General features: G+C 37.9%; 32 protein-coding genes and 1 riboswitch. Of the genes, 20 read left to right on the forward strand and 12 right to left on the reverse strand.

Annotated elements, in window-relative coordinates:
- The 3 genes from ACHUE4_RS14575 to ACHUE4_RS14585 all read left to right on the forward strand — a co-directional run.
- A partial coding sequence (locus ACHUE4_RS14575; RefSeq protein ID WP_394191316.1) for a zinc ribbon domain-containing protein occupies positions 1-237 on the forward strand: 237 nt, incomplete at its 5' end.
- A gap of 231 nt (positions 238-468) precedes the next feature.
- Entirely contained in the window at positions 469-906 is a 438-nt protein-coding gene (locus tag ACHUE4_RS14580) for an NUDIX hydrolase (protein ID WP_394191318.1), read from the forward strand.
- Positions 907-1,027: 121 nt separating this feature from the next.
- Positions 1,028-1,600 (forward strand): GNAT family N-acetyltransferase, encoded by a 573-nt coding sequence (locus ACHUE4_RS14585; protein ID WP_394191320.1) that lies wholly within the window; start codon positions 1,028-1,030, stop codon positions 1,598-1,600.
- 398 nt (positions 1,601-1,998) lie between these two features.
- Here ACHUE4_RS14585 and tnpB read toward each other — a convergent pair whose 3' ends face one another.
- The gene (tnpB, locus tag ACHUE4_RS14590) at positions 1,999-3,132 is read right to left on the reverse strand and encodes an IS200/IS605 family element RNA-guided endonuclease TnpB (protein WP_394191322.1); all 1,134 of its coding nucleotides are present in this window, start codon (positions 3,130-3,132) and stop codon (positions 1,999-2,001) included.
- A gap of 492 nt (positions 3,133-3,624) precedes the next feature.
- Positions 3,625-3,713: riboswitch (cyclic di-GMP riboswitch) on the forward strand.
- A gap of 170 nt (positions 3,714-3,883) precedes the next feature.
- On the opposite strand from tnpB, the gene ACHUE4_RS14595 reads away from it, so the two are divergent.
- Genes ACHUE4_RS14595 through ACHUE4_RS14640 form a run of 10 tightly spaced genes read left to right on the forward strand, consistent with a single transcriptional unit; the run spans position 3,884 to position 11,110 of the window.
- Entirely contained in the window at positions 3,884-4,240 is a 357-nt protein-coding gene (locus ACHUE4_RS14595) for a DUF192 domain-containing protein (RefSeq protein ID WP_394191324.1), read from the forward strand.
- Positions 4,241-4,242: 2 nt separating this feature from the next.
- Positions 4,243-4,425, forward strand: a complete 183-nt coding sequence (locus ACHUE4_RS14600; RefSeq protein ID WP_394191326.1) for a Flp family type IVb pilin — start codon at positions 4,243-4,245, stop codon at positions 4,423-4,425.
- Between the two features lie 33 nt (positions 4,426-4,458).
- Positions 4,459-4,977 (forward strand): A24 family peptidase, encoded by a 519-nt coding sequence (locus ACHUE4_RS14605; RefSeq protein WP_394191328.1) that lies wholly within the window; start codon positions 4,459-4,461, stop codon positions 4,975-4,977.
- Entirely contained in the window at positions 4,974-5,357 is a 384-nt protein-coding gene (locus ACHUE4_RS14610; RefSeq protein ID WP_394191330.1) for a TadE/TadG family type IV pilus assembly protein, read from the forward strand. The genes ACHUE4_RS14605 and ACHUE4_RS14610 overlap by 4 nt, the downstream gene beginning before the upstream one ends.
- 9 nt (positions 5,358-5,366) lie before the next feature.
- Entirely contained in the window at positions 5,367-6,269 is a 903-nt protein-coding gene (locus ACHUE4_RS14615; protein ID WP_394191332.1) for a pilus assembly protein TadG-related protein, read from the forward strand.
- Between the two features lie 8 nt (positions 6,270-6,277).
- Positions 6,278-6,952 carry a Flp pilus assembly protein CpaB gene (cpaB, locus tag ACHUE4_RS14620; protein WP_394191334.1) on the forward strand — a complete coding sequence of 225 codons (675 nt, stop codon included), beginning with the start codon at positions 6,278-6,280 and terminating at the stop codon, positions 6,950-6,952.
- A gap of 12 nt (positions 6,953-6,964) precedes the next feature.
- Positions 6,965-7,780 carry an AAA family ATPase gene (locus tag ACHUE4_RS14625; RefSeq protein ID WP_394191336.1) on the forward strand — a complete coding sequence of 272 codons (816 nt, stop codon included), beginning with the start codon at positions 6,965-6,967 and terminating at the stop codon, positions 7,778-7,780.
- Between the two features lie 13 nt (positions 7,781-7,793).
- Positions 7,794-9,230 (forward strand): CpaF family protein, encoded by a 1,437-nt coding sequence (locus tag ACHUE4_RS14630; RefSeq protein WP_394191338.1) that lies wholly within the window; start codon positions 7,794-7,796, stop codon positions 9,228-9,230.
- Positions 9,227-10,189 (forward strand): type II secretion system F family protein, encoded by a 963-nt coding sequence (locus ACHUE4_RS14635; RefSeq protein ID WP_394191340.1) that lies wholly within the window; start codon positions 9,227-9,229, stop codon positions 10,187-10,189. Before ACHUE4_RS14630 ends, ACHUE4_RS14635 begins: the two co-directional genes overlap by 4 nt.
- 3 nt (positions 10,190-10,192) lie before the next feature.
- On the forward strand, positions 10,193-11,110 hold the full coding sequence (locus tag ACHUE4_RS14640) for a type II secretion system F family protein (protein WP_394191342.1): 918 nt from the start codon (positions 10,193-10,195) through the stop codon (positions 11,108-11,110).
- Between the two features lie 199 nt (positions 11,111-11,309).
- Here the strand turns inward: ACHUE4_RS14640 and ACHUE4_RS14645 are convergent, their stop codons facing one another.
- The 4 genes from ACHUE4_RS14645 to ACHUE4_RS14660 form a co-directional block, all read right to left on the reverse strand.
- The gene (locus ACHUE4_RS14645) at positions 11,310-12,128 is read right to left on the reverse strand and encodes a GNAT family N-acetyltransferase (RefSeq protein ID WP_394191344.1); all 819 of its coding nucleotides are present in this window, start codon (positions 12,126-12,128) and stop codon (positions 11,310-11,312) included.
- A gap of 32 nt (positions 12,129-12,160) precedes the next feature.
- A complete protein-coding gene (locus ACHUE4_RS14650) occupies positions 12,161-13,027 on the reverse strand; it encodes a DMT family transporter (RefSeq protein ID WP_394191346.1) in 867 nt (288 codons plus the stop codon).
- Between the two features lie 366 nt (positions 13,028-13,393).
- On the reverse strand, positions 13,394-14,239 hold the full coding sequence (locus tag ACHUE4_RS14655) for a DUF1206 domain-containing protein (RefSeq protein ID WP_394191348.1): 846 nt from the start codon (positions 14,237-14,239) through the stop codon (positions 13,394-13,396).
- A 78-nt stretch (positions 14,240-14,317) separates the two neighbouring features.
- Positions 14,318-15,013: a class I SAM-dependent methyltransferase gene (locus ACHUE4_RS14660; protein ID WP_394191350.1), complete on the reverse strand. Its 696-nt coding sequence runs from the start codon at positions 15,011-15,013 to the stop codon at positions 14,318-14,320.
- A gap of 145 nt (positions 15,014-15,158) precedes the next feature.
- On the opposite strand from ACHUE4_RS14660, the gene ACHUE4_RS14665 reads away from it, so the two are divergent.
- Positions 15,159-16,139 carry an aldo/keto reductase gene (locus ACHUE4_RS14665; protein ID WP_394191352.1) on the forward strand — a complete coding sequence of 327 codons (981 nt, stop codon included), beginning with the start codon at positions 15,159-15,161 and terminating at the stop codon, positions 16,137-16,139.
- A gap of 33 nt (positions 16,140-16,172) precedes the next feature.
- Entirely contained in the window at positions 16,173-17,066 is an 894-nt protein-coding gene (locus ACHUE4_RS14670) for a phosphotransferase family protein (RefSeq protein WP_394191354.1), read from the forward strand.
- A 38-nt stretch (positions 17,067-17,104) separates the two neighbouring features.
- On the opposite strand, the gene ACHUE4_RS14675 is transcribed toward ACHUE4_RS14670, so the two are convergent.
- Complete coding sequence (locus tag ACHUE4_RS14675; RefSeq protein WP_394191355.1) at positions 17,105-17,776, reverse strand: DUF1129 family protein; 672 nt, start codon at positions 17,774-17,776, stop codon at positions 17,105-17,107.
- Entirely contained in the window at positions 17,763-18,104 is a 342-nt protein-coding gene (locus tag ACHUE4_RS14680) for a PadR family transcriptional regulator (protein ID WP_394191357.1), read from the reverse strand. Before ACHUE4_RS14680 ends, ACHUE4_RS14675 begins: the two co-directional genes overlap by 14 nt.
- A gap of 140 nt (positions 18,105-18,244) precedes the next feature.
- Between ACHUE4_RS14680 and ACHUE4_RS14685 the strand changes: the two genes are divergently transcribed.
- From ACHUE4_RS14685 to ACHUE4_RS14695, 3 genes are all read left to right on the forward strand, one after another.
- Positions 18,245-18,556, forward strand: coding sequence for a hypothetical protein (locus ACHUE4_RS14685; RefSeq protein ID WP_394191359.1), 312 nt, complete (start codon positions 18,245-18,247; stop codon positions 18,554-18,556).
- 362 nt (positions 18,557-18,918) lie between these two features.
- Positions 18,919-19,455: an RNA polymerase sigma factor gene (locus tag ACHUE4_RS14690; protein WP_394191361.1), complete on the forward strand. Its 537-nt coding sequence runs from the start codon at positions 18,919-18,921 to the stop codon at positions 19,453-19,455.
- Positions 19,452-20,198, forward strand: a complete 747-nt coding sequence (locus ACHUE4_RS14695) for a hypothetical protein (protein ID WP_394191363.1) — start codon at positions 19,452-19,454, stop codon at positions 20,196-20,198. Before ACHUE4_RS14690 ends, ACHUE4_RS14695 begins: the two co-directional genes overlap by 4 nt.
- A gap of 47 nt (positions 20,199-20,245) precedes the next feature.
- On the opposite strand, the gene ACHUE4_RS14700 is transcribed toward ACHUE4_RS14695, so the two are convergent.
- The 4 genes from ACHUE4_RS14700 to ytxJ all read right to left on the reverse strand — a co-directional run bounded on the left by ACHUE4_RS14700 (position 20,246) and on the right by ytxJ (position 22,620).
- A complete protein-coding gene (locus tag ACHUE4_RS14700) occupies positions 20,246-20,692 on the reverse strand; it encodes a GNAT family N-acetyltransferase (RefSeq protein WP_394191365.1) in 447 nt (148 codons plus the stop codon).
- A gap of 140 nt (positions 20,693-20,832) precedes the next feature.
- Complete coding sequence (locus ACHUE4_RS14705; protein WP_394191367.1) at positions 20,833-21,210, reverse strand: nucleotide excision repair endonuclease; 378 nt, start codon at positions 21,208-21,210, stop codon at positions 20,833-20,835.
- Between the two features lie 102 nt (positions 21,211-21,312).
- Complete coding sequence (locus ACHUE4_RS14710) at positions 21,313-22,128, reverse strand: STAS domain-containing protein (RefSeq protein WP_394191369.1); 816 nt, start codon at positions 22,126-22,128, stop codon at positions 21,313-21,315.
- A gap of 150 nt (positions 22,129-22,278) precedes the next feature.
- Complete coding sequence (ytxJ, locus tag ACHUE4_RS14715) at positions 22,279-22,620, reverse strand: bacillithiol system redox-active protein YtxJ (protein WP_394191371.1); 342 nt, start codon at positions 22,618-22,620, stop codon at positions 22,279-22,281.
- A gap of 149 nt (positions 22,621-22,769) precedes the next feature.
- Between ytxJ and ACHUE4_RS14720 the strand changes: the two genes are divergently transcribed.
- Positions 22,770-22,904: a hypothetical protein gene (locus ACHUE4_RS14720; protein ID WP_394191373.1), complete on the forward strand. Its 135-nt coding sequence runs from the start codon at positions 22,770-22,772 to the stop codon at positions 22,902-22,904.
- Positions 22,905-22,936: 32 nt separating this feature from the next.
- Complete coding sequence (locus tag ACHUE4_RS14725) at positions 22,937-23,134, forward strand: diguanylate cyclase domain-containing protein (protein WP_394191456.1); 198 nt, start codon at positions 22,937-22,939, stop codon at positions 23,132-23,134.
- Positions 23,135-23,193: 59 nt separating this feature from the next.
- Here the strand turns inward: ACHUE4_RS14725 and ACHUE4_RS14730 are convergent, their stop codons facing one another.
- Complete coding sequence (locus ACHUE4_RS14730) at positions 23,194-24,045, reverse strand: transglutaminase family protein (protein ID WP_394191458.1); 852 nt, start codon at positions 24,043-24,045, stop codon at positions 23,194-23,196.
- Positions 24,046-24,049 lie beyond the last annotated feature (4 nt).

Here is a 24,049-nt window from a genome sequence, read left to right on the forward strand (position 1 = left end):
TCTGCTTTTGTATCGAAATTAGAATACAAGGCGAAATGGTATGGTAAAACCATCGTGAAAATAAGCAGATGGTTCCCATCTAGTCAAATATGTTCCGATTGTGGACATCAGGATGGCAAGAAATCTCTTGAAATAAGGGATTGGACTTGTCCTGTTTGCCACGCACATCACAATAGAGATATAAATGCCAGCAAAAATATCCTAGCCGAAGGCTTAAGAACCTTAGATTTGGCATAAACAAAAGGATAGAACCGCAGGAATCTGCGGGGATAGCTTGGTCCATAAGAGAAACCTCTGTTGACAAAAAAATACGTTAACAAGTACGCTCTGTTCCCAAGAATCTCCCACTTCAATCAGACCGTAAGGTCGATAAGTGGGGGTAGTTCAAACAACTCTATATCTTAGTATAAGTTATCTATTGGGAGAAAGGGTATACTATGTAAAAAATAATTCAAATGGAAGGTATATATGGAATATTATAAAGAACTTCGAAAATATGTAGGTCCTCGTCCTTTAATTTTACCCGGCTCTGTCGTGATTATTCAAAATGAATTTGGGGATGTTTTATTACAAGAACGACAAAAAGGGGTTTTCGGTTTACCCGGCGGATTAATGGATTTAGGTGAAAGCTTTGAAGAAACGGCTGTACGCGAAGTATTTGAAGAAACGAACTTAAACGTCACGAGTTTAGAGTTGAAGCAAGTTTTTTCAGGAAAAGAGTTTTACTACAAAGTGGATAATGGCGATGAGTTTTATTCTGTTACAGCTGTTTTTATAGCTAATTCATATGAAGGCTCTTTAAAAGCAAATCTTTCCGAATCTATTGGTATTGACTTCTATTCACTAGACGCTATGCCAAAAGGATTACTCCCCTCAAGCGAAAAATTTCTTAAAACATGTTTATAAGTGTTAGAATAGGGTATACATATCAACGAGGGTTTTTTCCCGTCTCATTTGTTCCTCTATAATCTAACCTCTTAAAACAAAAACTCCGGGCAAATTAAAACTTTGGAAGGAGACTGTTTGTATGAATTGGTACGAAAAACTAAATCAATATTTCCCAGTCGAAGAAATGAAGTCAAAAGAGCATATGGAGACATTACTTGCTGAAAAAGGCAATGTGTATATGAAAGATGAAGGTCCAAAACACGTTCTCATGTACGTGGAGTTTGAAAACTTCATCTTCGTAGACTACTTGTTTGTCTCTAAAGATGCACGTGGCGAAGGACTGGGTCGAAAGTTATTAAATAAATTAAAAGAGAAAAACAAAGCCATTCTACTTGAAGTAGAACCTGTGAACTATGAAGATACTGACACCGAAAAACGTTTGAAATTTTACGCCCGTGAAGATTTCAAACACGCCTCACGTATCGGCTATATTCGTCGATCCCTTGCAACAGGTGAAAACACAGTTCTTGAAATTTTATATTGGTCTCCTGTAGATCAAGATGAATTAGAAATTTACAAAGCAATGAAATGGACGTATGAAAACATTCATACGTTTAAAGACGAACACTTTTATGGTGATTCGTATGACCCTTCTCATGAAGTACTTGAGTACAAAGATGAGAAAAAAACAGATATGCTAAAAGAATATTAAGTACAAGAAAGAGCGCCAACTTCCCACGGCGCTCTTTTTTACATTTATAGAAAGTACATAAGTTTGGATATCCGTTTAAGAAAAACAAAAAGGATGGATTTCCATTGCGACGGACGCTTTCCGGGGGGGCATGGCTTTAGCCGCTTCCTTCGCGAGCTCAGTCCAGGGTCTAAAGGCTCACGCTATTCCCCTCGGGGTCGCCGTCTCCATTTCAACATTTGAAACGTACATAAGCAAAATATCATCATTTGAACTCCCCCCCTTATCGACCTTACGGTCTGAATGAATTGGGAGATTCTTGGGAACAGAGCGTACTTATTGACGTATTTCTTTGTCAACAGAGGCTTCTCTTATTGACCAAGCTATCCCCGCAGATTCCTGCGGTTCTACCCTTTTGTTTAAGCCAAAACTAAGTTTCTTAAGCCTTCGGCTAGGATGTTTTTGCTGGCATTTATATCTCTATTGTGATGTGCGTGGCAAACAGGACAAGTCCAACCCCTTATTTCAAGAGATTTCTTGCCATCCTGATGTCCACAATTGGAACATGTTTGACTAGACGGGAACCATCTGCTTATTTTCACGATGGATTTACCATACCATTTCGCCTTGTATTCTAACTTCGATACAAAAGCAGACCATGATACATCAGAGATTGATTTTGCTAACTTATGATTGCGTAACATTCCTTTGGTATTCAAATCTTCGATACAGACAATATCGTGGTTTTTGATGATGTCTGTACTTAATTTGTTAAGGAAATCGTGACGTTGGTTCATGATTCTTTCGTGCAATCTAGCGACTTTTATCTTTTGCTTCTGATAGTTTTTGGCATCAAGAAGGCTTATCCCCTTGTTTTTAACATTCAATGCACGTCTTGAAAGTTTCCGTTGTTCACGCTTTAGTTTCTTTTCCATCTTTGATGTGAACTTATTATTGTCAATCTTGCGACCATCAGAAAAAATTGCAAAGTCAGTGATCCCTAAGTCTATCCCAATAGATGATTCAGTTTTCTCCAATGGTTGAACGTCTGTTTCGACCAGGATGGATACAAAATATTTACCACTAGGAATTTGTCTAATAGTCGCACGAATAATACGACCTTTTACTTCACGACTTTTTGCAAAGCGAACAAGACCAAGTTTCGGTAATTTTATTTTGTTGTCTACAATGGCAATGTTGTTATTTGTTTCTTTCGTTGTGTAGGATTGCACCTTATTCTTTTTAGACTTGAAGCGTGGTGCTTTATTTTGTTTCTTTAAGAATCGTGAATAGGAATCAGCCAGGTTTTTAAGTGAGGATTGAAGGGCAATGCTGTCAACTTCTTTTAACCATACTAATTCCTTTTTTAAATGTGTTAATTCAGCCGAACAAGAGTGGTACGTTAATCCTTTGCCAGTTTCTTTGTATGTACCGTTCCATCGCCCTAAAAAGCGATTGAATACGAAACGACTGCATCCGATTGTTTTAGCAATGAGGATTTCTTGTTCTTTGGTTGGATAGATCCGGAATTTGTATGCCTTATTGACTAACATAATTTTCACCTCTATCGATACGAATGTTTGTTCTCATTGTATCATCGTGAGGAAAGTTTTGGCTACTGCCAACCGACATTCATCTTCCACCTACTCATCAGGCTTCGCCCTTTTCATTCCTTGAGGGGGAGTCTTCTGTCGTATAAAGATAAATGATAAATGATCAATTGTTGAAAAATAATGACCATAACAACTGAGATTAAACTGTATAAGGTCGGAATAAACCAAATACTTTCCTTAATTTTCAACCAATAACGGTCCATACGCCCATATCCTTCTATATAAACACTGTAACATACAGTGAATATAATCAATACGCGTGACTAATGGAATATGTCTTCTATCACATAATTATAACTTTTAGCGAATAATAAACACATCTATTGACACGCATAAAATTTACCAAAAGGAATAGTTTAGACTATATGCAGAATCTCTTTCTGCACCTATTATAGGCAATAAGAGAAATAAGTGATGTACTTCGTTACTGATTCTCGATAAAGGCAAACCTGATGAAAGTCAGCGACGCAAAGCTACAGGGGCTTCTTGTGTACCAACACAATTGCCAGCCAGCTACCGAAAGAACAGGGCATAAGATTTTAGAGATGCAAAACGAGTGATCACTATTTGCAAGAGGGTATATTGCCCCTTTTATAAAATTGGCCATCACAACATTTTGATATCTACTAATCTATTAGTGAACCCCGCTTTCGGTAGGCGGGGTTCATTTTTTTATGTTGGAGGTGAAGTTGTGCAAGTGATTGACTCGGTACAAGGAACTGTGATTGCGAATAATGTCAAACCTGCGTACTCCTTTGGAAAACGTTTAAAGGGACTTCTATTCACATCATCACTTCCTCGTCAATCCGGAATTCATATTCAACCCTGCCGATCGGTTCACACGTACTTTATGAAATACCCGATTGACATCGTCTACTTAGATGCCAATCAAGTAGTGGTTGGGCTCGAACAATTTGTCGCTCCAGGAAAACGTGGACTACACATCCCTAAAGCTTATTCCGTAATCGAATTAGCAGCAGGCCGCATCGAAGAACTCGCACTTGAAGAAGGACAAAAACTACACATACAACCAAAAGGAGAGAAATAATCATGACACAATGGATCAAGAATTTCATGAACGAAGAAGAAGGACAAGGTATGGCTGAGTACGCATTGGTATTAGGGATTATCGCAATTGGAGTAGTTGGACTATTAGTGTTATTTGGAGACGCTATTGTTGCACAATTCAGAAAAGTGACAGCTGCATTTACAGACGAAACTGCTCCAGAATAAGTTACAAATTTTAAGTGAAAGGAGAAAATAGGGATGCAACTACTAGATGGATTACTCATCGTTTTAATGACAATTTGTTTATTTACAGATTTGAAAAGCAGAAAAATCTATAACCATGTATTGCTTCCTTCCCTCCTTCTCGCTTTAATTTTACAAGTTATCACAAATGGATGGATCGGTTTATCAAGTAGTTTACTAGGATTGGTTGTTGGGTTCGCGATCCTTTTGATTCCATACATGATGAAGGGCATGGGTGCTGGTGATGTGAAGTTAATGGCAGTGATCGGAGCCATTCAAGGACCAGTTTTCATATTAACGACTGCGGTTTATATGGCAATTATTGGCGGAGTGGTTGCACTCCTTCTCATTTTGTTTAGGTTAATAAAATCAAAGCAATGGTTGACTTTATTTCACCGCAACAGCCTCATGACGTATGGAATGAAATTAGCCGTTGTGCGAAATCATTCATCTAATCAAACATTTCCGTATGGTGTTGCCATTGTAGGAGGCGCATTATGCACAATGATTTTCCAAGGAGTGATTCGCCTATGATTCGCGATGAGAAAGGTCAATCTCTCGTTGAATTTGCGCTTGTCATTCCTGTTTTTTTATTGTTTTTAGTTTTCATCATTGATCTTGGTCGAGTTGCTTACACGTATTCGACGATGCATTTTACAGCGCAGGAAACTGTTCGACTTGGTAGTTTTGGTTACACAGATGCTGAAATGGAGTCTTATGCAAAACAACATTTCACAGCTGGAAATGCGAATTCAATGGTCGTTTCGATTACACCAGGTGATAGTATTCGTGAATCAGGAGACGATGTCACTGTAACTCTTTCTTATAAAATGACCGCCATTATGCCTTTAGCTGAGTTAGTGATCAATGGTCCTATTGATATTCAAGTGGATTCGACAATTCGAGTGGAGTGAGGTTAAGCGATGAAAATTAGTGATTTTCACAAAGATGAACGAGGAAATATCATTCTGATTGCAGCTTTTTTAATGCTTGTGCTGACAGCTTTTGCTGGATTAGTCGTTGATGGTGGTCATTTGTATATGTCAAAAGCTAATCTTCAAAAAGCGGCCAACGCAGCTGCCTTATCTGGTGGTCAAGAACTAACGACGAATGCCGGGGAACCTGTAACGAATATTGTTAAAGGAATCTTAGATGCACATGATGTACTCCCCTATCTGCAAAGCATTAATATAACACCTGAGAAAAGCGTAGCTGTTCATTTAAATGAACCTGTCGCATTGTTCTTCTCTTCAATTGTTGGTTTTGACGAAGTGGATGTAAAAGTAAAAGCCACTGTCGAAGTCGGGAAAATGGGACGAGCGTCAGGGGCTGCGCCTATTGGAATTGACGATTCCATTCCCTTAATTTACGGGAATGAATACACGCTGAAAGTGGATGAAACTGCAGGCGATACAGGCTATTTCGGTGCACTAGCACTTGAAGGACCCGGAGCTAAACTATACGAACAAAATTTAATGTATGGCTTCGATGGTGAATTAAAAATTGGCGATATCATTAATACCCAAACTGGTAATATCGCTGGTCCCACTAAAACAGCTGTCGATTATTTGATTTCAACATGCAGTGATATGACAGCTAGGGATTGTCCGAGGATTTTATTAATACCTGTTTATGTTCCTTATAATCAAACCTCTAATCAAATGAAACAAGTGAAAATTACAGGTTTTGCTTATTTTTATATTTCTGAGCCAATGGATTCACATGACAAAACAATCAAAGGCGTTTTCTTAAAACGTGTCGGTACAGGTTTTCAGTTAGATGATGCATCCGAAAAAGGTGCATACACAATTCGATTAGTAGAGTAGGTGTTCACATGCGTTCTCGCACATTATTTTTATTAGCCATTGTCATGGGACTGATCACGACCCTTGTTTTTGCATTCACACTTTCTTCAAAAAATAAAGAAAGTGAAATCCCTGAAGAAACTCAGAAAGTCATCGTTTCTACTCAAATGATTGAGGAGAACACGGTCATTACTGAAGAGATGGTTACGGAAACAACGAAGCCAAAATCCTCTGTCCATGCATCAAGCTTAAAAACGGTTGATGAAGTTATTGGTAAATTGGCGACAACACGGATTGAAAGTGATGAAGTCCTACTTCCCGCTCGTGTTCAATCCGTCCAACAAATCAATGATGTTCTTTCGAAAAAAATCACTGAGGGTAAACAAGCCATTTCCATCCGCGCGAACCTAGTTCAATCGGTATCAAATCTGATTGAAGCAGAGGATTTTGTGGATGTTTTATTTACTGAAATAGTAGGTCCTACAACAGATCCAGTCGTTAAAACATCATTATTATATGGTAAAGTACGCGTTTTAGCGATTGGTCAAAAAATGACGGTTCGTGACGAAAATGATGAGCTTGTAGAATATTCATCTGTCACTATCGAAATAGATCCTAAAGATACGATAAGTTTGGTACAAGCACATGAAAGTGGAACATTACATTTAACTCTACACCGTCGTGAAGTTACGACGAATAATTAAGGAGGTGCCACCTTGGAATTACAAGGACAAATGAAAACAGGAAAAGTAGTTGCCCTATGTAGCGCTAAAGGTGGCGTCGGTCAAACATTTTTAGCTACGAACTTAGCAATTGCGCTTCAAAAAAAATATTTATCCATCACTTTAGTTGATGGAAAGCTACAATTTGGCGATATCGCGATTGCCCTTGATTTAAAAACATCTGTCACGATGAAAGATGTGGCCGAAGACATCGCAAGAATTGACCACTCTCTAATCTCCAACTATTTAACAAATCACGAATCTGGCATTCAAGTTTTAGCAGCTCCAGAACGTCCTGAACATGCAGAGCTCGTAACAAATGATGTGATGAAAAAAGCAGTTCATATGTTAAAAGATCATTACGACTATACAGTTATTGACTGTGGCTATGCATTTCATGAAACGACACTCGACCTTCTTGACATTGCGAATGATATTCTAGTCGTTACCACTCCTGATATGACGGCATTAAAAAACACCAAACAGTTGTTAGAAACATTCGATCAACTTGGTTATACCTCTAAGATAAAATTAGTCATCAATCGATACGATATGGAAGGTTTAATTAAACCTGAAGAGATTCCAGCGATGCTTCAATTGCCTGATGCAGAATTTGTTTCAAACAACTTTAAATTAGCTAGTCAATCTTTAAATATTGGCATACCTGTCGTTAGTCGTCGAAGTGGAACAGATTTAGCGAAAGACTTAGGACGCTTGGCGGATTGTATTGTTAAAAATAATCATGCTGATGATGAAACGGACATTCGAAAAGAACGAACCAAAAAACTGTGGTTTGGACGCAAAAAATAAGGAGGAGATAAACTTGAGTTTACTGAATCGATTGCAACAAAAACAGCAACCTAACGAAGCAATTGAAGTTGCAGAAAAAGTTGAGCAAGTAACACCTGTAGAAGAACGAGTGAATGTCGTTCCTTCCCCCCCTCCTTTACCTGTTGCGCCAGAAGTGAAAATTGTTAAACCCACAGCTGTGCATCAAGAAAAAGAACAAGAATTTAAAAAGCTCATTCAGAAAGAAATATTAGCGACGATTGATTTGAAAGTAGAACATGATGATTTAGATCAACAAATTGATCGATTAGTTCAAGAAGTATTAAAAGAAGAAGAATCTTATCGGAAATCGATTGACCGCAAAAAAGTGACTGCTGATTTGGTCAATGAATTAACAGGATTCGGCCCTATTAACCCCCTTCTTTTAGATGAATCGGTATCTGAGGTGATGGTCAATGGACCTGATCGTGTTTATTGCGAGCGTAATGGACGTCTTGAATTAACCGATATCGAATTTCGTGATAATGAACATGTTCTTAATGTTATCGAACGTATTGTTGCCCCTATTGGGCGTCGTATTGATGAAAGTAGCCCAATGGTTGATGCTCGACTGCCCGATGGATCTCGTGTAAATGCGATTATACCTCCATTAGCATTAAATGGACCGACGATTACCATCCGTAAATTCTCGAAGGACCCTTATACTATTAAGGATTTAATATCATTTGGAACGGTTACGGAAGAAATGGCTTTATTTATCGAAGCGTGTGTTAAAGCCCGACTCAATATTTTCGTTAGTGGTGGTACAGGATCAGGGAAAACAACTACGCTTAATGTATTATCTAGTTTCATTCCTGCGGACGAGCGGATTGTGACGATTGAAGATGCTGCAGAATTACAACTTACTCAAGACCATGTGGTGACATTGGAATCACGACCAGCAAATATAGAAGGCAATGGACAAGTGTCGATTCGTGATCTTGTACGGAATTCCCTTCGTATGCGTCCTGACCGTATCGTAATTGGTGAGGTACGTGGTGCTGAAGCACTTGATATGTTACAGGCGATGAATACAGGACATGACGGCTCACTTGCGACAGGTCACTCGAACAGTCCTCGTGACATGATTTCACGTTTAGAGACGATGGTTTTATTAGCAGGAGTGGATTTACCTGTAAAAGCGATTCGTGATCAAATTTCAGGAGCTTTAGATGTAATCGTCCAGCAATCTCGTTTAAAAGACGGAACTCGCCGGATTGTTAAAATCACGGAAGTTCAAGGGCTAGAAGGTGACATCATTGTTCTCCAAGATATTTTCGTTTATGAACAAGCCGGCGTCGATGCCTCTGGTAAGATCCGCGGGAAATTAATCCCGACAGGTGTTCGGCCGAAATTCTATGAAAAACTTGAGACTTCCGGAATCCATATTCCTCCTCATGTCTTCATTGAAAAAGACGAGATCACGTTATGACGCTAATCGGATATATATTGCTATTAGTCACATCTACTTTGTTTTTTCTAGCTTTATTGGTCAAAGTGTTTTACCAAAAACAACAAATGAACAAACGATTACAGCATTTCATTCATAGTGAAAGTGATGAGCCAAAATCCGAGAAAGAAATGCGTCGCATAGTCGATTTAACTACCGCTAAAGAGAAAGTCCGAAAACGGTTAAAAGCGAAGGATAAAAATAAATCGATAGAAATGATGCTACAACGTGCTGGGATTCCATTAAAATCGGAAGAATACGTTATGTTCCACTGGATTTCAGTCATTTTTTTCGCTTTGTTATTTTATTTATTCAAGCCAGCTATAATGTTGCTGGTGTTTGGTGCAATCTTTGGATTTGTATTACCGAAGATGATTGTTCGATCGAAGCAAAAGAAACGCCTGCAGCAATTCAATAATTATTTACCTGAAATGATTTCAACTGTTGTTAATGCGTTACGTGCCGGTTTTAGTTTCTTCCAAGCCTTACGAAATGTTATGGAAGAGTCACCTTCTCCGGTGAAAGAAGAACTAGCAATTGTTCTGCAAGAAATGCAATATGGAGCTACAGTTGAAGAATCGTTGAACCGCATGAAAGAACGTATGCCAAGTAACGATTTAGACTTGATGATCCAAGCCATTCTCATTCAGCGTCAAGTTGGTGGTAATTTAGCGGTCGTTTTAGAAAAAATCGTTCACACCATTCGTGAACGGATAAAAATTCAAGGACAAATTAAGACGTTAACTGCTCAAGGAAAGATGTCTGGAATGGTTATTGCCTTACTTCCACTTGGTTTAGCGGGTATGTTGTTCGTTGTTAACCCGCCCTATATGCTCGTATTATTCACCAATCCGATTGGTCTTGTTTTACTAGCTGTTGGTGGCGTTTCGATGATGATTGGCTTTTTCTTTATTATGAAAATCACAACAATCGAGGTGTAACGGATGATTGAATTATTTGCACTCATCACCATTTCACTTGTCTTATTAGGCTTAGTATTGGCACGCAATGAAGCCATTCTTTCAAGAAAACAACGTATTGCATTGGTTATTGGTGAAGAACGTCAAGAGAAAGTCGTAGCGACTACCGTGAATGCCAAGGAGTCCTTGTTTCAACGTTTATTTGATACACGCATTAAACAGTTTAAAAGAAGTTTTAATCGTACAAATAAACGAGGTAAAGCGGAAAAAATCGAACGGAAATTGCTTCAAGCTGGTACGCCATACAGTATGACGCCGTTTGAGTTTCGAATATTACAACTCGGATTGTTAATCGTATTGCCGATTTTCATGTTCATTGTCCTTGTACTAGCAAACGTTTCGATTGGCAAACTCCTATTCATGCTTTTAGCTACAATCGCATTAAGTATGTATCTACCTCACGCTTTTCTGAAAATGAAAATTAAATCACGCAATCATAAAGCGATAGTAGAACTTTCTGATTTTATCGATTTACTCGCAGTTAGTATGGAAGCCGGTTTAGGTTTTGACCAAGCGTTGAGTAAAGTAGTTTCTAAAAAACATGGTGTTTTAGCAGATGAATTCCAGCGCTGCCTTGAGGAATTACGTCTTGGTAAGACTCGGAGAGAATCACTCGCTGGCGTTCGTGATCGTTTACAAGTGGATGATATTCAGATGTTAATTGGGAATATAATTCAAGCAGAACAATTAGGAATTGGTATGGTACAAATTTTACGAATACAATCCGAAGAAGTACGAATTCGTCGAAAACAACGTGCAGAAGAAAAAGCGATGAAAGCACCGATCAAGATGCTCTTTCCTCTCGTTATTTTTATCTTCCCTTGTATTTTCATCATTTTATTAGGACCTGTTTTATTGCAATTGATGGAGACTTTTATGTGAAAAACGCCGAAATGGCGTTTTTTTTGTGATAAGAGAATTTTTTATTGGCGTTCGCGGGTGATATTTTGGCGTTCGAGCCTAATTTATTGTTATTTGGACGCGATAATATGGCGATAGCGAACCATAATATGTCGCAACAATGAAATTTATTGGCGTTAGGGCTTCAAAATAAAAAACGAGTCACGTGGACTCGTTTTTTCTATTTATATCGATAATAATCTTGAGCGTGGACCACTTTAAAACCAATTGATTCATAGAGCGATAATGCGTGTGCATTTTTCGTCTCCACTTCTAAATGAACAGAATGTCCCTTAGCGCTTTGTTCGTGTACTACTTGTTGCAACACTTTACGTCCGATTCCTCTTCCTTGATATGATGGCAAAATGGAAAATCCGTAGATCCAAGCTTCTCCGTCTTCACGTTTAACACGGATCTTCCCAATCACTTCCTCGTCTACTTCAATCATTAACATGTCAGTGTCTTCATCGTTATCAATTCTACTCTCATTAGCGGTAGCACTTTCTTCATCTACCCCAAAAGCTTCCACATCCAGACGAACTCGCATGGCAATATCTTTTTCATCGGCTTGTCGTAGGGTAAACCCACTAACGTCTGCCAACTCCTTTTCTTCCCACTGCATTTGATGTTCTGTGAATGCATACTCGGCACTTTGTTTATTCAAAAACTCTTTCGCCGCTTGTGAACTTGCAGGTGCATTGAGAAGGATTTTCTTGTAGCCACGCTTTTCGCATAAGTCCATGGCTTCAGAAAATAATTGTTGGAAATGACCTTTTTTACGCTCACTCGGTTTCACCATTCCACACACTTCTGCAACTGATCCAAACGGATAAATTCCTAGAAAAGCAATAAGTTCATCTTCATGATAATAAAAGAAATCCGTTTGATCCGAATCGCGTCTACGAAGCATTTCCCAGTTCAACTTCAATTGAAGTTCATCAAATGCCTCACATTCCTTTTGCAATGCCTCAATGTCTTGTAACTGTTTAGTAGATAACATGTTAAATTCCCCCTTTACTTAATTAGCTTTAATCACGGTCGTGTTGTTAAATACACCCCACATAATATGACAACCAATCCCACAATCATATGTATCGAAATTGGCTCTTCCAATAAAAAATACCCCCATAAAATGGCCGATATCGGAATTAGATAAGTGACTGAAGTTGCAAATTCCGGACTTCTTTCATTCATGATGTAAAAGAACAATAAATGAGCGATTCCAGAACCGAAAAAGCCGAGACCAATTACTGCGATTAGCACTTCCCCACTTACGTTTTGTGCAAGTGTTTGTAATTGGTTTGGGTTTGTTAGCAACATCATCGTCCCGCCAAATACTGCTCCCACAACTAACGTACACGTTGTAACGAATAGTATGCCTGCCGATTTCAAATGTCTACGTGCATAATGCGACGAAAAGCCATAACACATCGTGGCCAAAATCATCGTCCCTATACCAACAAAACTCTCACCAAATAAGTGCGTGACATCAAAATCCATGATAATAATTATGCCGAAGAACCCAATCGCTATACCTATCCACTGTTGTTTTAATAAAACCGCTCCAAAGAAGACGAGTCCTAGTAATCCTGTGAAGATTGGCGTAAATGCATTTAGGACAGCTGCTAAACTACTATTAATTTGTGTCTGACTAAGCGCAATCAACCCCCAAGGCAATCCAGCGTTCACCACACCTACTACGAGTAATGCTTTCCACGGAACCGGACGAATAATTTCTTTCCGCTTAAACCATAAAAATGGCAATAGCAATAACGCACCTGCAATACAGCGAATAAAGACGGTGCCCCATACACCCGCTGGTTCGCTTAATATTGAAATAAAAACAAATGATAATCCCCAAATAAGACTGAGGGAAATAAGTGCTACGTAAACTCGCATAGTTGTACATCCTCTACAATTAATTCATTTATTGTAATCGTATCATAACTATTTTGAAGTGAAAGATAATTTAAACGATTGAGGGAATTACAGAGTTTGTGGCCGTTGTAAAACACATGAGAACAGCAATAGATAATTCCTTATATGAAAGCTTTCACTTTCAAATGACAATCTTTCACTTTCACGTGCTGATCTTTCACTTTCAAACGCGAACCTTTCACTCTCTTTTCGTTTCTACGAGCGAAAGACCAATTGTTTCCATAAAATAAAACAAAGAAATCCGCATAAGGTTTTCATCTAAAGACACCAAAAAGCTACCACGATAATTATCATCGCGGTAGCTCTAATTCCATACTAAAAATCATTCTATTTTCGATCACCAAAGTTCATGTGTTGATAACGCCCTCGAATAATTTGATAGATTCCATATAAGATTAATCCTATAGCTACTAGTGCTAGTAAAAATTGGCCAAATGGCTGGCTAGCTAACTCTGTTAGTGCCCCACCCAGTCCTTTTGATTCATCTGGGTTATGTGTAATGGCTGTACGAATGAAGAAGAACCCTACCATACTTAGGACAATCCCTCGTGATATCAAACCAAGCTTTCCAGATATTCTAGCAATTTTACGTTCTTTATCATTCATTTCGTACGTTTTAAATTTAGACATGAACTTCTCTTTTACACCACTATAAAGTTCATAAATCCCATACCCAATAATGATGGCACCTACTAGTCCAATGATCCATACACCAAATGGCTGTTCCATCAACTTTGCAGATATTGTCTTTTCCGAATTACCGCCTCCGGCATTCCCTGTATGACTCGCTAACTTAATCGCTCCAAATGCTAAATTCGAGTAAATGACACCACTAATGAAATAGCCAGTTCGTCTAATAAGTCCTTTCGCATCCGTTCCTTCATTCTCCGGATCTTTAAATGCTTTAATAAAGTCCCATAAGATATAGCCAATTAAACCAAGCCCAATAATCCATAATACAATTTCACCAAACGGCATTTCTGCGATTGATTGAAGTGCTCCCGACGTTCCCGTCATTTCCCCTCCAGGTCCAAACGCCGCCAGTGCAGCGAGTATCCCAATCATTCCGTATACTACACCTTTTGCCATATAGCCAAAACGACCAAAACGTCGCACCCATGGTTTTGCTTCTCTTACTTTATCTTTTGCTTCTGCTTTTGACGGCGAATGCATAATGAACACTTCCTCTACAATTCTCTTTGCATATGAAGTTCCCGCTTTGCATTAAAAAGAAACCTATATTCTCATCCATTATTTTCTAGCGTGACAAATCCAGCCACCAAATAACGTCGTTGAGAAGAATTGTGAAATTCGTTCAAATCCTGCTTCCTCTAAAAGCTCTTCAATTTGACCCGCAGGAATAAAAGATAATTCTCGAACGGATTCTTCCATCGCATCGACATCTTCCGGTTCTAAATCCGTTAAATCAAGCCAAATGGATTTCCATAAATTCATACGTTCATCAAATTCAGGTTGCGTTTGATCTCCAAACATAGACACTAAGACAAATGGTGAACCAGGTTTTAAGTTTTCTCTTACTTTTTTCAATAAACTTCTCTTTTCTTCAATCGTTTCTACAAAGTGAAGCACTAGTAGACAAGTAGACGCATCAAAACGTTCCGTAAAGTCAAGATCTTCAATAATTCCTGTATGTATGGAAACACGCTCCTCTATTCCTTCATTCTTCGCTTTTTGAATGGCCACTTCTAACATTGGTTCTGATGGGTCAACTCCTGCAAATGTCCATGTTGGGTTAGCCGAACCAAATGTAACGATTTCATTTCCACCACCTGCTCCAATTACTAATATTTTAGCTCCATCTTCCACATTCGCACGAAGAAAGGATTGAACCATTCGAAATAATGCATCATACGATGGCATGGCCCGTCGTATCCCCTTGTCATATTCTCTTGCCATTTCCATATCAAATTCTAAATCGTCTTTCACTTTTTATTCCCCCGATTATCTTAGCTTGTATGTCTCCTATTATGTGCTTTTCCAATTAAACTTTCAAACAGCTAGTGAATGGCATTCATCCTTTATAGAATGGTACACTTACTCAAAATAACTGTCTTCATAGGGGATGAATTGGTTGAATAAACACATTGAAAAAAGAAAATTAGGACAATCTGATTTATCACTCTCTGCAATTGGTCTTGGCACATGGCAGTTCAGCAAAGGAACTGGATTGGTCGGGAAATTTTGGGGAGCGTTAGATGATGAGTTAACTGGAGAGATTATTAAGACATCCTTAGATGGTGGCATTAACTGGTTTGATACAGCCGAAGTATATGGTGGTGGCGAGTCTGAAAAAATAGTAGCGAAAGCGCTAGATTCTATTGGCGTTACACCTGATGATGCAAAAATCGCAACGAAATGGTGGCCAGCATTGCGAACGGCTGCTTCGATATCGAAGACGATTAACATCCGTAAAGAAGCTCTCAATCATAGACCCATTGATTTATACCAAATTCATCAACCCTTTTCATTTTCATCTGTTGAAAAGCAAATGCTTGAGATGATTAAACTTGTGAATGAAGGACATATCAAACATATCGGGGTTAGTAACTTCAGCGTGGAAGCTATGATTGAATCGCATAGAATCTTAACTGAGCATGGCCTAACACTGGCTTCAAATCAAGTGAAATATAGTTTGCTCGATCGTCGAATTGAAGAAAGTGGCATGATTGAGCGTGCAAAAGAATTGGGTATCTCTATTATCGCCTACTCACCTCTTGAACAAGGTTTACTAACAGGGAAGTTCCACGATAACCCAGCTTTAATTCAACAAGCAAAGGGACCTCGTCGATATCAACGCAAATTTAAAGAAACTGGTCTTAACGAGACAAAACCTTTAATCAATCTACTTGATACAATTGGAGAAAAATATAATGTTAGCGCGAGTCAAGTCGCATTGAACTGGTTAATACATTACCATGGTGACACCGTATTCGCTATACCCGGCGCTACTAAAGCACACCATGCTCAAGATAATGTTGGCGCGTTAACTTTCAAGCTCGATACCGGTGAGCTTGAAGAGATTTCTCGAACTTCTTGGAAAGTTCTCGGATAATAAACCCGCGTGTTGCGAAAGGATCTTACTGTTATGAATCAAGTAAATGAAAAACTTGAAAATTGGATTCAGCTTCAATTAGGACAAGAGGTTACAAAAACAAGTTCTCTAAAAGGTGGCGTTTCATCCGTCATCTCTCATCACGTATTAGACGATCAATCATCCGTCGTTTCCAGGCAAATTTTGAATAAAGAATGGTTAGCTGAAGAACCAGATTTAATCATTCATGAGCGAGCTAGCTTACTCGCTCTTTCAAAAGAAGACCTGCCCGTCCCAACGTTTTTAGCTGCAGATTCAAATGTTGAAGAGTGTGATGCTCCAACTCTTTTAATGAGTGCAATACCAGGAAAAGTTCAGTTAAACCGTAGTGTGTACGAAGCCGGTATGCCACAACTTGCAGAAACCTTATACCGAATTCATCAAACACCGATTCCATCAGACTTTCCATGGAAGTATGCACCATATACGCCTATTCATGAGATGACAGTTCCTAACTGGACCACTAATCCAGACGAGTGGAAGAAAGCACTTCATTTTGTACAACACTCTACTCCATCCTTTACACCGGTCTTTATTCATCGCGATTATCACCCAACCAATATACTTTGGGAGGACGGGAAATTAAGTGGTGTAGTGGACTGGATCAATGCATGTAGCGGTCCTGCATTAGTAGATGTTGCACATTGTCGGATGAATTTCGCTTTGTTGTATGGCGTCGAAACGGCTGACTCATTCCTAAAAGCATATTTTAATGAACATCCCATGGATTATAATCCTCATTGGGATATTTTAAGTGTGTTTGATTTTGTGGATGAAGAGATGGATGTATACGAAGGTTGGACTGATCTTGGGTATACAGAATTATCCTCCAGTCTTATGAAATCAAGAGCTGATGAATACATTCGGCATTTATGTAAGTTCATATAGTAAGCAAAAAGGAGAGCAATTTGCTCTCCTTTTCAAATTCACTTATTATTACGTTTCATTAACCAAGAAACTAATAACATCAATCCCCCAGCTCCAAGAGATGCAGACGCTGGAAATTCAAATGAAGGACCAAAATCAGGTATGAACATATTTGCTGCGATAATCACTGCAAAACTGACTGCACCGAATAATCCAGCTTTTATCATGTCCATCTTGCCATTCGCATTTTCATTAAATACAGACCTGCGAATTAAACCAAAAATAAGTTTCACGCCAATGACAACACTTAGCCCAATTAGAGCTAAAATAATCAGAGTAGGAATCATATAAACAGTTGTGCTCACTGTGGTAAACGATGTAAAGAGAAGTAATATTAATCCTCTACTAACTAAAAACCATCCCATTAATGTAAAGGCAAGTTGGCCAATGAATTTTACCATATCACGCTTTTCTTCTTGGGGTAGCTGTTCAATCAGGTCATCTGCATAACTTTTCGGGTCATGACCAAATACTTCAGCCGCCGTTTTCCCCTCTTTTTGTGCTGCGATCATATGATCTAGCATTTCCATCAACACTTCTTCTGTATGCTGTTCTGATAGTGTTAGGTCTGTACGCAAATACACAACCATGCTCGTATAATACTTCTCATTTTCTTCATTTAACAATTTTCTTTTTTCATTGTTTTGTTGAATTAATTCATTTAAATTCATTTGGATCTCCCTTCATTAATAAAGCGTTAATCGGCACAGATAGTTGCTGCCACTCGTTTGTAATGATTTCGAGTGCTTGAATACCGTTTTGCGTAAGAGAATAATATTTACGGTTTGGACCAGATTCAGATGGTCGCATTTCACCATAAATTAAATCATTCTTTTGCAACCGCAATAGAACAGGGTAAACTGTTCCCTCACTCACATCTGGTAACCCCACTAATTGCAGTTTCTTTGAGAGTTCATACCCATAAACGGGTTCTTTCGAGATAACTGCCAGTACGCATCCATCCAAAATTCCTTTTAGCAATTGACTACGAATCGACATAAAACCACCAAGCTCTCAGTGTATTGTAATACAAGGTAGCAGATATAAATTCAACTACCTTGTTTTGCAAAGTAGTTACTTGAAGTATAGATTAATATTTTATTTCAGTCAAACATATAGTTTAAAAAGGAGTTGTAGATATGACCGAACCCATTCATATAATGATATTGATACTTCAAGTACTCATCCCATTAATTATTTCCTTAATTCTCTTTTCAAGTACACTAAAAACTAGATGGCGATGGTTAATTGCGATTCTATTATTTTTAATGATTAGTAGTCCACTTTCTTACGCACTCATTTATACGTATTTCAATTTTCCGCGTCAAGCAAATATTAGTGTTGGGTCTATTACCCTCTTCGTTTGGTCCAGTGCACTCGTTCTTGGGATTATCGCGATTATCCGAATAGCTTTTATAATTAAATTAGTAAAAAAAGAAACAACGAGATAATGAATCTCGTTGTTTTTTATGTGTTATTAGATTATTATTCCTTTGATTTCTTTACTATATATGGAGCAATATGATTTCTTTGGCATAGCGGGACTGCTGAGACCCCGTAGAATACGTCTTTTGCAAAAGTCGTTTTCCACAAAGTAAGCGTAGAGATGCAATGCACTTTAATGTTTCGAAGCTAGCGCAGCGATGCAGAAACAGAAACAGGAGCACTGTTAAGAAATCGTAACAGTTATACGGAATATCACTGCAACATTTTACAATGCTAAAATTCAAACGAGCGAAAACTTATTTATGTTACTACGGGTAGATAAAATAAGAACTAAGATAGTTAGATCTTGGAAAGGAGTGAGTACTGGTTGTTTCAAAGTAAATGGATTAAACAAATTCAAGCAGACAATCAAGAAGCATTTCGACAATTTTATGAAGCTTATTCGGAATATGCGATTCGAACAGCTTCTGCCATCACGCGAAATCGTGAAATGGCCAAAGACGCAGTCCAGGAAACATTCATACGAGTGTATCGGAATATCGGGAAATATAATCCTACACTTCCGTTTAATTCTTGGTTTTATCGGATTCTAACTAATGAATGCTTACGAATACTGAAAAAAAATTCAATGTACTCAAAGTTTGAACATCCTAACCTTGAAAACGAACCATCTAATGAGAATAAACCTATCCCTCAAACTTCTGATTTATATGAAGAAATACAAGAACTAGATGATGCCTTTCGAATTCCTCTCATCTTAAAATATTTGAAGGGATTTTCAGAAAAAGAAATAGCGGAAATTCTTGAACTGAATCAAAATACAGTCAAGTCAAGGTTGTTTCAAGGTAGAAAACGACTAAAAAATCAGTTGGATTCAACCGAAAAGGAGGATGAGACTTTGTGAGTAATTTTGACAAACGCGTAAAAGAAGAACTTCATGTACGAACAGAAAAACATATTCAAAAGATGAAGGGTGAAATATGGAACGAACTTGAACAAGAATTATTTACAAATAACAAAGGGGAGAGTAATAAGTTGAAAAAAAGAAAAAAAGGGAAAGCAATCGTCTGGTTGATTGCTTCGGCGGCGTTACTTTTAATGCTCAGTTTGCAAAGTGAAACGGGGCAGGCTTTGAAAAGCGAAATCAAAGACTTATTTATTCCCGAGAAAGAAGTCATTCAAAACATTGAAGGGAACGATGAAAAAATAGAAGTTCAGTTAAACGAAGGATCCGACTCTGAATATGTGATATATGTTGATGAAGAACGATATAAATTAACTAAAGGGGAAGAATCTGATATGATTTCAAGCATTATTCCCCCCCCAGAAAATTTCCCTGAAGTTACGATGGAAATTAAACAAGTCGTAGATGAAAAACCTGAAAACTTAATAAAAAAAATCGAAGCTGAGTTAAAAAAAGAGTATCCTGAGCTACGAGCTATAGAAGAAGTAACTGAACCTGTTACCGGATATTTATTACACGGAGCAGGTGGTCATGAACCTGATAGTAATATCGTCCATACGTACGTGATAAGCAATGGAAAAGAAGGAAGCTTCGTTATTATGCAAAAATACTTCTTACTAGCAGCAGAAGGACATGGAGCGCGATTCCACCGTATGCTGGAAACCTTTGAAATCATTGAATGAACAAAAATGAGGAACCAAAACTACAAGGTTCCTCATTTTCTTTATATCTATCCTAACTTCATCACATGTGTGATATGTGGTGCATCATGTGTTTCTTCGAATCCATTCGCTCTATAAAAGGCATCGGCTTTTGCCGACTCTGTCTTACAGGTAATTTCTTTAAAGTTTTCACTTGCATGGTTTTTTAATTCAGAAAGCAATTGTGAGCCTACGCCTTGTCTTCTAACACTTTGCAACGTATAGAACCTCTTTAAACGTGCTGTATCATTACTTTCATAAGGATTTTGACTAATACCACCAATAGCTACTAATTTATCTGGACCTTCCCATACGCCATAAAGAGCTTCACCTTCTTTACTGAACGTATTCGTTCCGTCTTCGTAATCATTTACTAACCGAGTTAAGAACCGGTAACCCTCTTCTTCACTTTCCGCTACCAACTGTGATACATCGACTTTCTTCAAATCTTCTATACGTTGAACTTTAAATGTCATTAGAGTTCCTCCTCTTTCATCAGCATTTTCTTAGTCTTACTCTATGTTTATTCGATAAAGACAAGCTTAATCCCTTTATTTTTTAAATTTTCAATCAATAATATCGAAAAAGAAAAGCTGACCGTTAAGTCAGCTTTTCATCATTGATGAACAAATTTCTTATCTACATTATACTTCGCTACCAGTTTGTTAATCGCATACGTTTCGTAAATTTCACGATCTAGTGCGTCATCCACGAAAAAGATTTCGATTTTTACTACTTCCTCACGATGATTTTTTATCGGAGAAACATTGTCTTCGAAATGTTTTTTCACACGTTGTCTTAACTTACGTGCTTTTCCTACAAATAGTAACTCATTTTCTCTGTTGAAGAACATAATGAGTCCACCTTTGTCGCGTGGAATTTGATGAAAATCAATAAATCCATAAACTGATGGGATTTCTACTTCATTTTCTTTCACTACTTGTGTACGTTGTCTAATTACTAAATCTGGTTTTGGCAATTCGATCTTAATCATATTCAGTCACGTCCTCGCTATATCTAGACTGTTATATTATCATATTTACGGCATAAAATCTAATTTCACTTAGCGAGTCATTGAATACCGGATAGAATTGTTCTATCTAACACTTTCAATAGCTTGTCGTACGCTCGCAAAAGTATGGAATGAGGAAAAATCTATCCCTGCTTGAACAACTGCCATTGATAGGTTGGGACGAATTCCTGTAAATAATACGTGTATGCCTAAAAGTTGCAATACGTTGTGAATTGTAAAGACGTGATGGGCAACCTCTTGATCAATCGTCAAGATACCAGAAAAATCAATGATCAAATGTTCCACTTCAAGAGTTGGAATGGTCGGTATTACATTATTCAATAAATGCTGAACACGTTGTTGATCGATAATACCGATCAATGGTAAAACCGCAATTCCTTCTTGAACCGGCACAATCGGTGCAGAAAGTTCATTAATTTCTTTTTGACGGTCATACATTAAGCCATCACGGTATGCTTCATAAGCAAAAATCGTTTCAATCATGCTAACATCCATCAGGTAACTAACACGGTTGTTAATGGTTACAACATCTTCAGTCGATAATTCGTGGTCAATTGAAATTTGAGTGATTCTCTTTAAAAATTTCAAGCGATTTTCAGCATATGGTTTAATTAGCGCGGAAAGTTGTGACAACAATTTAGCTTGTTCCTCGCCATATTTTTTACTCCACTCTATTAGTTCTTCTGCAGCAACTTCATCACTTTCTTTAAATGATTCTGCTAATAAAATAAGAAATTCTGCATTCGATTTCACTGAAAGTTGAATTAAATCTTCAGTAATTTCAATTTCGACAGTCGCCAAACTTTCCTCAACCATTTCTCGAGAAATTTCTTCAGCATGGTTTATTAAATATGTACCTACACGGTTAATTGCTTCCATCGTTCACACGTCCTCATCTTAATGTCCAAGTCTATCAAGCTTCTAAATGGATTCTACTATAAAACGCAGCAATAAACACGAATATTCAATAATTTCCTAAAAAAATAAACAAAACCCACTCATTTTTAGAAAAGAGTGGGTTCTATTGCACTATTTTGATTGATAATTTTCAATCGCTTGTCCGATTTTGGTTTCAGTTATATTCCAATGAGATTCGTGCCAAACCGGCTTTTCATCTGAAATTAAAAAGATTTGTGGCGATTTATGTTGAACACCTAAATTACTTTCGATTTCATTCGATACGGATCTGCTTTCAATAACTTTTACAAGGTACGTTTCCACGTCGGATTTAAAAGACGTAAATTCTCGATAAGCAGCTGCACTCACTGGACAAGTTGTACTGTGTTTGAAGATTAGTACGGGTTGTTCTTTAGATTTCTGTAATACTTTTTCCCATTCAGGTAAAGTAGAAATTTCTGTATATGTCGACATCATAAAACACCCTTTCCTCATTATTTCAACCATTATCTCAATGAACGCACGAATACGCACGTATCTTGCCTTTTTATTTGGTTTATAAGCACGGTTTTTCGGCTATAAAGGAGGAAAACAAATACACAAAAAAGAAGGAGGAAACAGCATTGTCAAAAGATATGACAAGAAAAGAAGTGATCGAAAAAGTCGCAACTTCTCTAGGCGTAGAAGATTATACCGAAGTAGATCTCGAGAATGAATTCAATGATGATGTCGATGACAAAATAGAAAATGAGATCTAGTTAGTAAAATACTGCTCGCAACCACGTATTAAATAAGCCAAGCCGTTGGTGCCTTAAACCTGACGTATCAGTACAACGGCGAGCCGCTTCCAGACACCATCAGTATTGGTGCCATTCATTGCAAACGATCTCAACTAAATCGAATTTTAGACATGTACGTTATGGCAGACGATGAGTTGTATCAAGCAAAAAACAACGGACGCAACCGTGTTGAACTTCGCGTTTTATGAACGCGAACCACAAAAATAAAGATGACGCCGATATCGTGTTGGCGTCATCTTTATTTATTTCATTGATCGATTAAGCTAACTGAAACTTTCACGTCGAGTTTATGATTTCCTCCACGGTAAATACCTTGAACAGGGCTTACATCCACATAGTCGCGTCCTACTCCAACACGAATGTGATTTTCTAAAGCTTCTACATTGTTCGTTGGGTCTAAACCTACCCAACCAATCCCTGGGACCATAACTTCTACCCATGCATGGCTAGCTGCATCACCAATTAATGCTGAATTTTCTCCTACATATAAATATCCGCTAACATATCTTGCTGGAATAGATCTTGATCGAAGAATCCCCAACATGACATGGGTAATGTCTTGGCAAACTCCTTTTTTCAAATCAAAAGACTCCGAAGCTTTTGTCGTGACATCAGTTGAAGAACCATCGTACGTAAAGTGATTATGCAAGTAACCCATTACATTAATTGCGTATTGAACTGGGTTAAGCATTTCACCGATTTCTGAGTCAACCTTATTCATTTGTTCTGCAGTCAAAAATGTATAGGCTGTGTTGCTTAAATAAGCTAAATAATGATCATGGAACAAAGTAGAATGGAAAATCTCTCTCATTTCAGGTGAATAATCGATTCGGTGAATGAAAGGACTTTTTTGAATGCTGACGACTGAAGTTGCTTTTACTTCTAAATGATCATGCTGATTGGCAATGAAAAATGACTCCACACTATTTCCCCAAAGATCGGTATGTTCTTTCGTTAAGGAAACTGGTGTAATTTCAGCACGATATGAGAGCAATCGTTGACACTCATCAGTTCTCGGTTTTAAGCGTATTGAATTCATACTTTGATCAACCATCGTATCATATTGGAAAATATTTGTGTGTTCAATTTTGTATTTCATAGAC

Origin of the sequence: Paenisporosarcina quisquiliarum (genome assembly GCF_043641925.1) — a bacterium.
Lineage (GTDB): Bacteria > Bacillota > Bacilli > Bacillales_A > Planococcaceae > Paenisporosarcina > Paenisporosarcina quisquiliarum_A.

Bases quoted from the DNA above. Each gene is read 5' to 3' on its own strand.
- ACHUE4_RS14580 (WP_394191318.1), top strand. From the start codon at position 469: ATGGAATATTATAAAGAACTTCGAAAATATGTAGGTCCTCGTCCTTTA.
- ACHUE4_RS14585 (WP_394191320.1), top strand. From the start codon at position 1,028: ATGAATTGGTACGAAAAACTAAATCAATATTTCCCAGTCGAAGAAATG.
- tnpB (WP_394191322.1), bottom strand. From the start codon at position 3,132: ATGTTAGTCAATAAGGCATACAAATTCCGGATCTATCCAACCAAAGAA.
- ACHUE4_RS14600 (WP_394191326.1), top strand. From the start codon at position 4,243: ATGACACAATGGATCAAGAATTTCATGAACGAAGAAGAAGGACAAGGT.
- ACHUE4_RS14605 (WP_394191328.1), top strand. From the start codon at position 4,459: ATGCAACTACTAGATGGATTACTCATCGTTTTAATGACAATTTGTTTA.
- ACHUE4_RS14610 (WP_394191330.1), top strand. From the start codon at position 4,974: ATGATTCGCGATGAGAAAGGTCAATCTCTCGTTGAATTTGCGCTTGTC.
- ACHUE4_RS14615 (WP_394191332.1), top strand. From the start codon at position 5,367: ATGAAAATTAGTGATTTTCACAAAGATGAACGAGGAAATATCATTCTG.
- cpaB (WP_394191334.1), top strand. From the start codon at position 6,278: ATGCGTTCTCGCACATTATTTTTATTAGCCATTGTCATGGGACTGATC.
- ACHUE4_RS14635 (WP_394191340.1), top strand. From the start codon at position 9,227: ATGACGCTAATCGGATATATATTGCTATTAGTCACATCTACTTTGTTT.
- ACHUE4_RS14640 (WP_394191342.1), top strand. From the start codon at position 10,193: ATGATTGAATTATTTGCACTCATCACCATTTCACTTGTCTTATTAGGC.
- ACHUE4_RS14645 (WP_394191344.1), bottom strand. From the start codon at position 12,128: ATGTTATCTACTAAACAGTTACAAGACATTGAGGCATTGCAAAAGGAA.
- ACHUE4_RS14650 (WP_394191346.1), bottom strand. From the start codon at position 13,027: ATGCGAGTTTACGTAGCACTTATTTCCCTCAGTCTTATTTGGGGATTA.
- ACHUE4_RS14655 (WP_394191348.1), bottom strand. From the start codon at position 14,239: ATGCATTCGCCGTCAAAAGCAGAAGCAAAAGATAAAGTAAGAGAAGCA.
- ACHUE4_RS14670 (WP_394191354.1), top strand. From the start codon at position 16,173: ATGAATCAAGTAAATGAAAAACTTGAAAATTGGATTCAGCTTCAATTA.
- ACHUE4_RS14675 (WP_394191355.1), bottom strand. From the start codon at position 17,776: ATGAATTTAAATGAATTAATTCAACAAAACAATGAAAAAAGAAAATTG.
- ACHUE4_RS14680 (WP_394191357.1), bottom strand. From the start codon at position 18,104: ATGTCGATTCGTAGTCAATTGCTAAAAGGAATTTTGGATGGATGCGTA.
- ACHUE4_RS14685 (WP_394191359.1), top strand. From the start codon at position 18,245: ATGACCGAACCCATTCATATAATGATATTGATACTTCAAGTACTCATC.
- ACHUE4_RS14700 (WP_394191365.1), bottom strand. From the start codon at position 20,692: ATGACATTTAAAGTTCAACGTATAGAAGATTTGAAGAAAGTCGATGTA.
- ACHUE4_RS14705 (WP_394191367.1), bottom strand. From the start codon at position 21,210: ATGATTAAGATCGAATTGCCAAAACCAGATTTAGTAATTAGACAACGT.
- ACHUE4_RS14710 (WP_394191369.1), bottom strand. From the start codon at position 22,128: ATGGAAGCAATTAACCGTGTAGGTACATATTTAATAAACCATGCTGAA.
- ytxJ (WP_394191371.1), bottom strand. From the start codon at position 22,620: ATGTCGACATATACAGAAATTTCTACTTTACCTGAATGGGAAAAAGTA.
- ACHUE4_RS14730 (WP_394191458.1), bottom strand. From the start codon at position 24,045: ATGAAATACAAAATTGAACACACAAATATTTTCCAATATGATACGATG.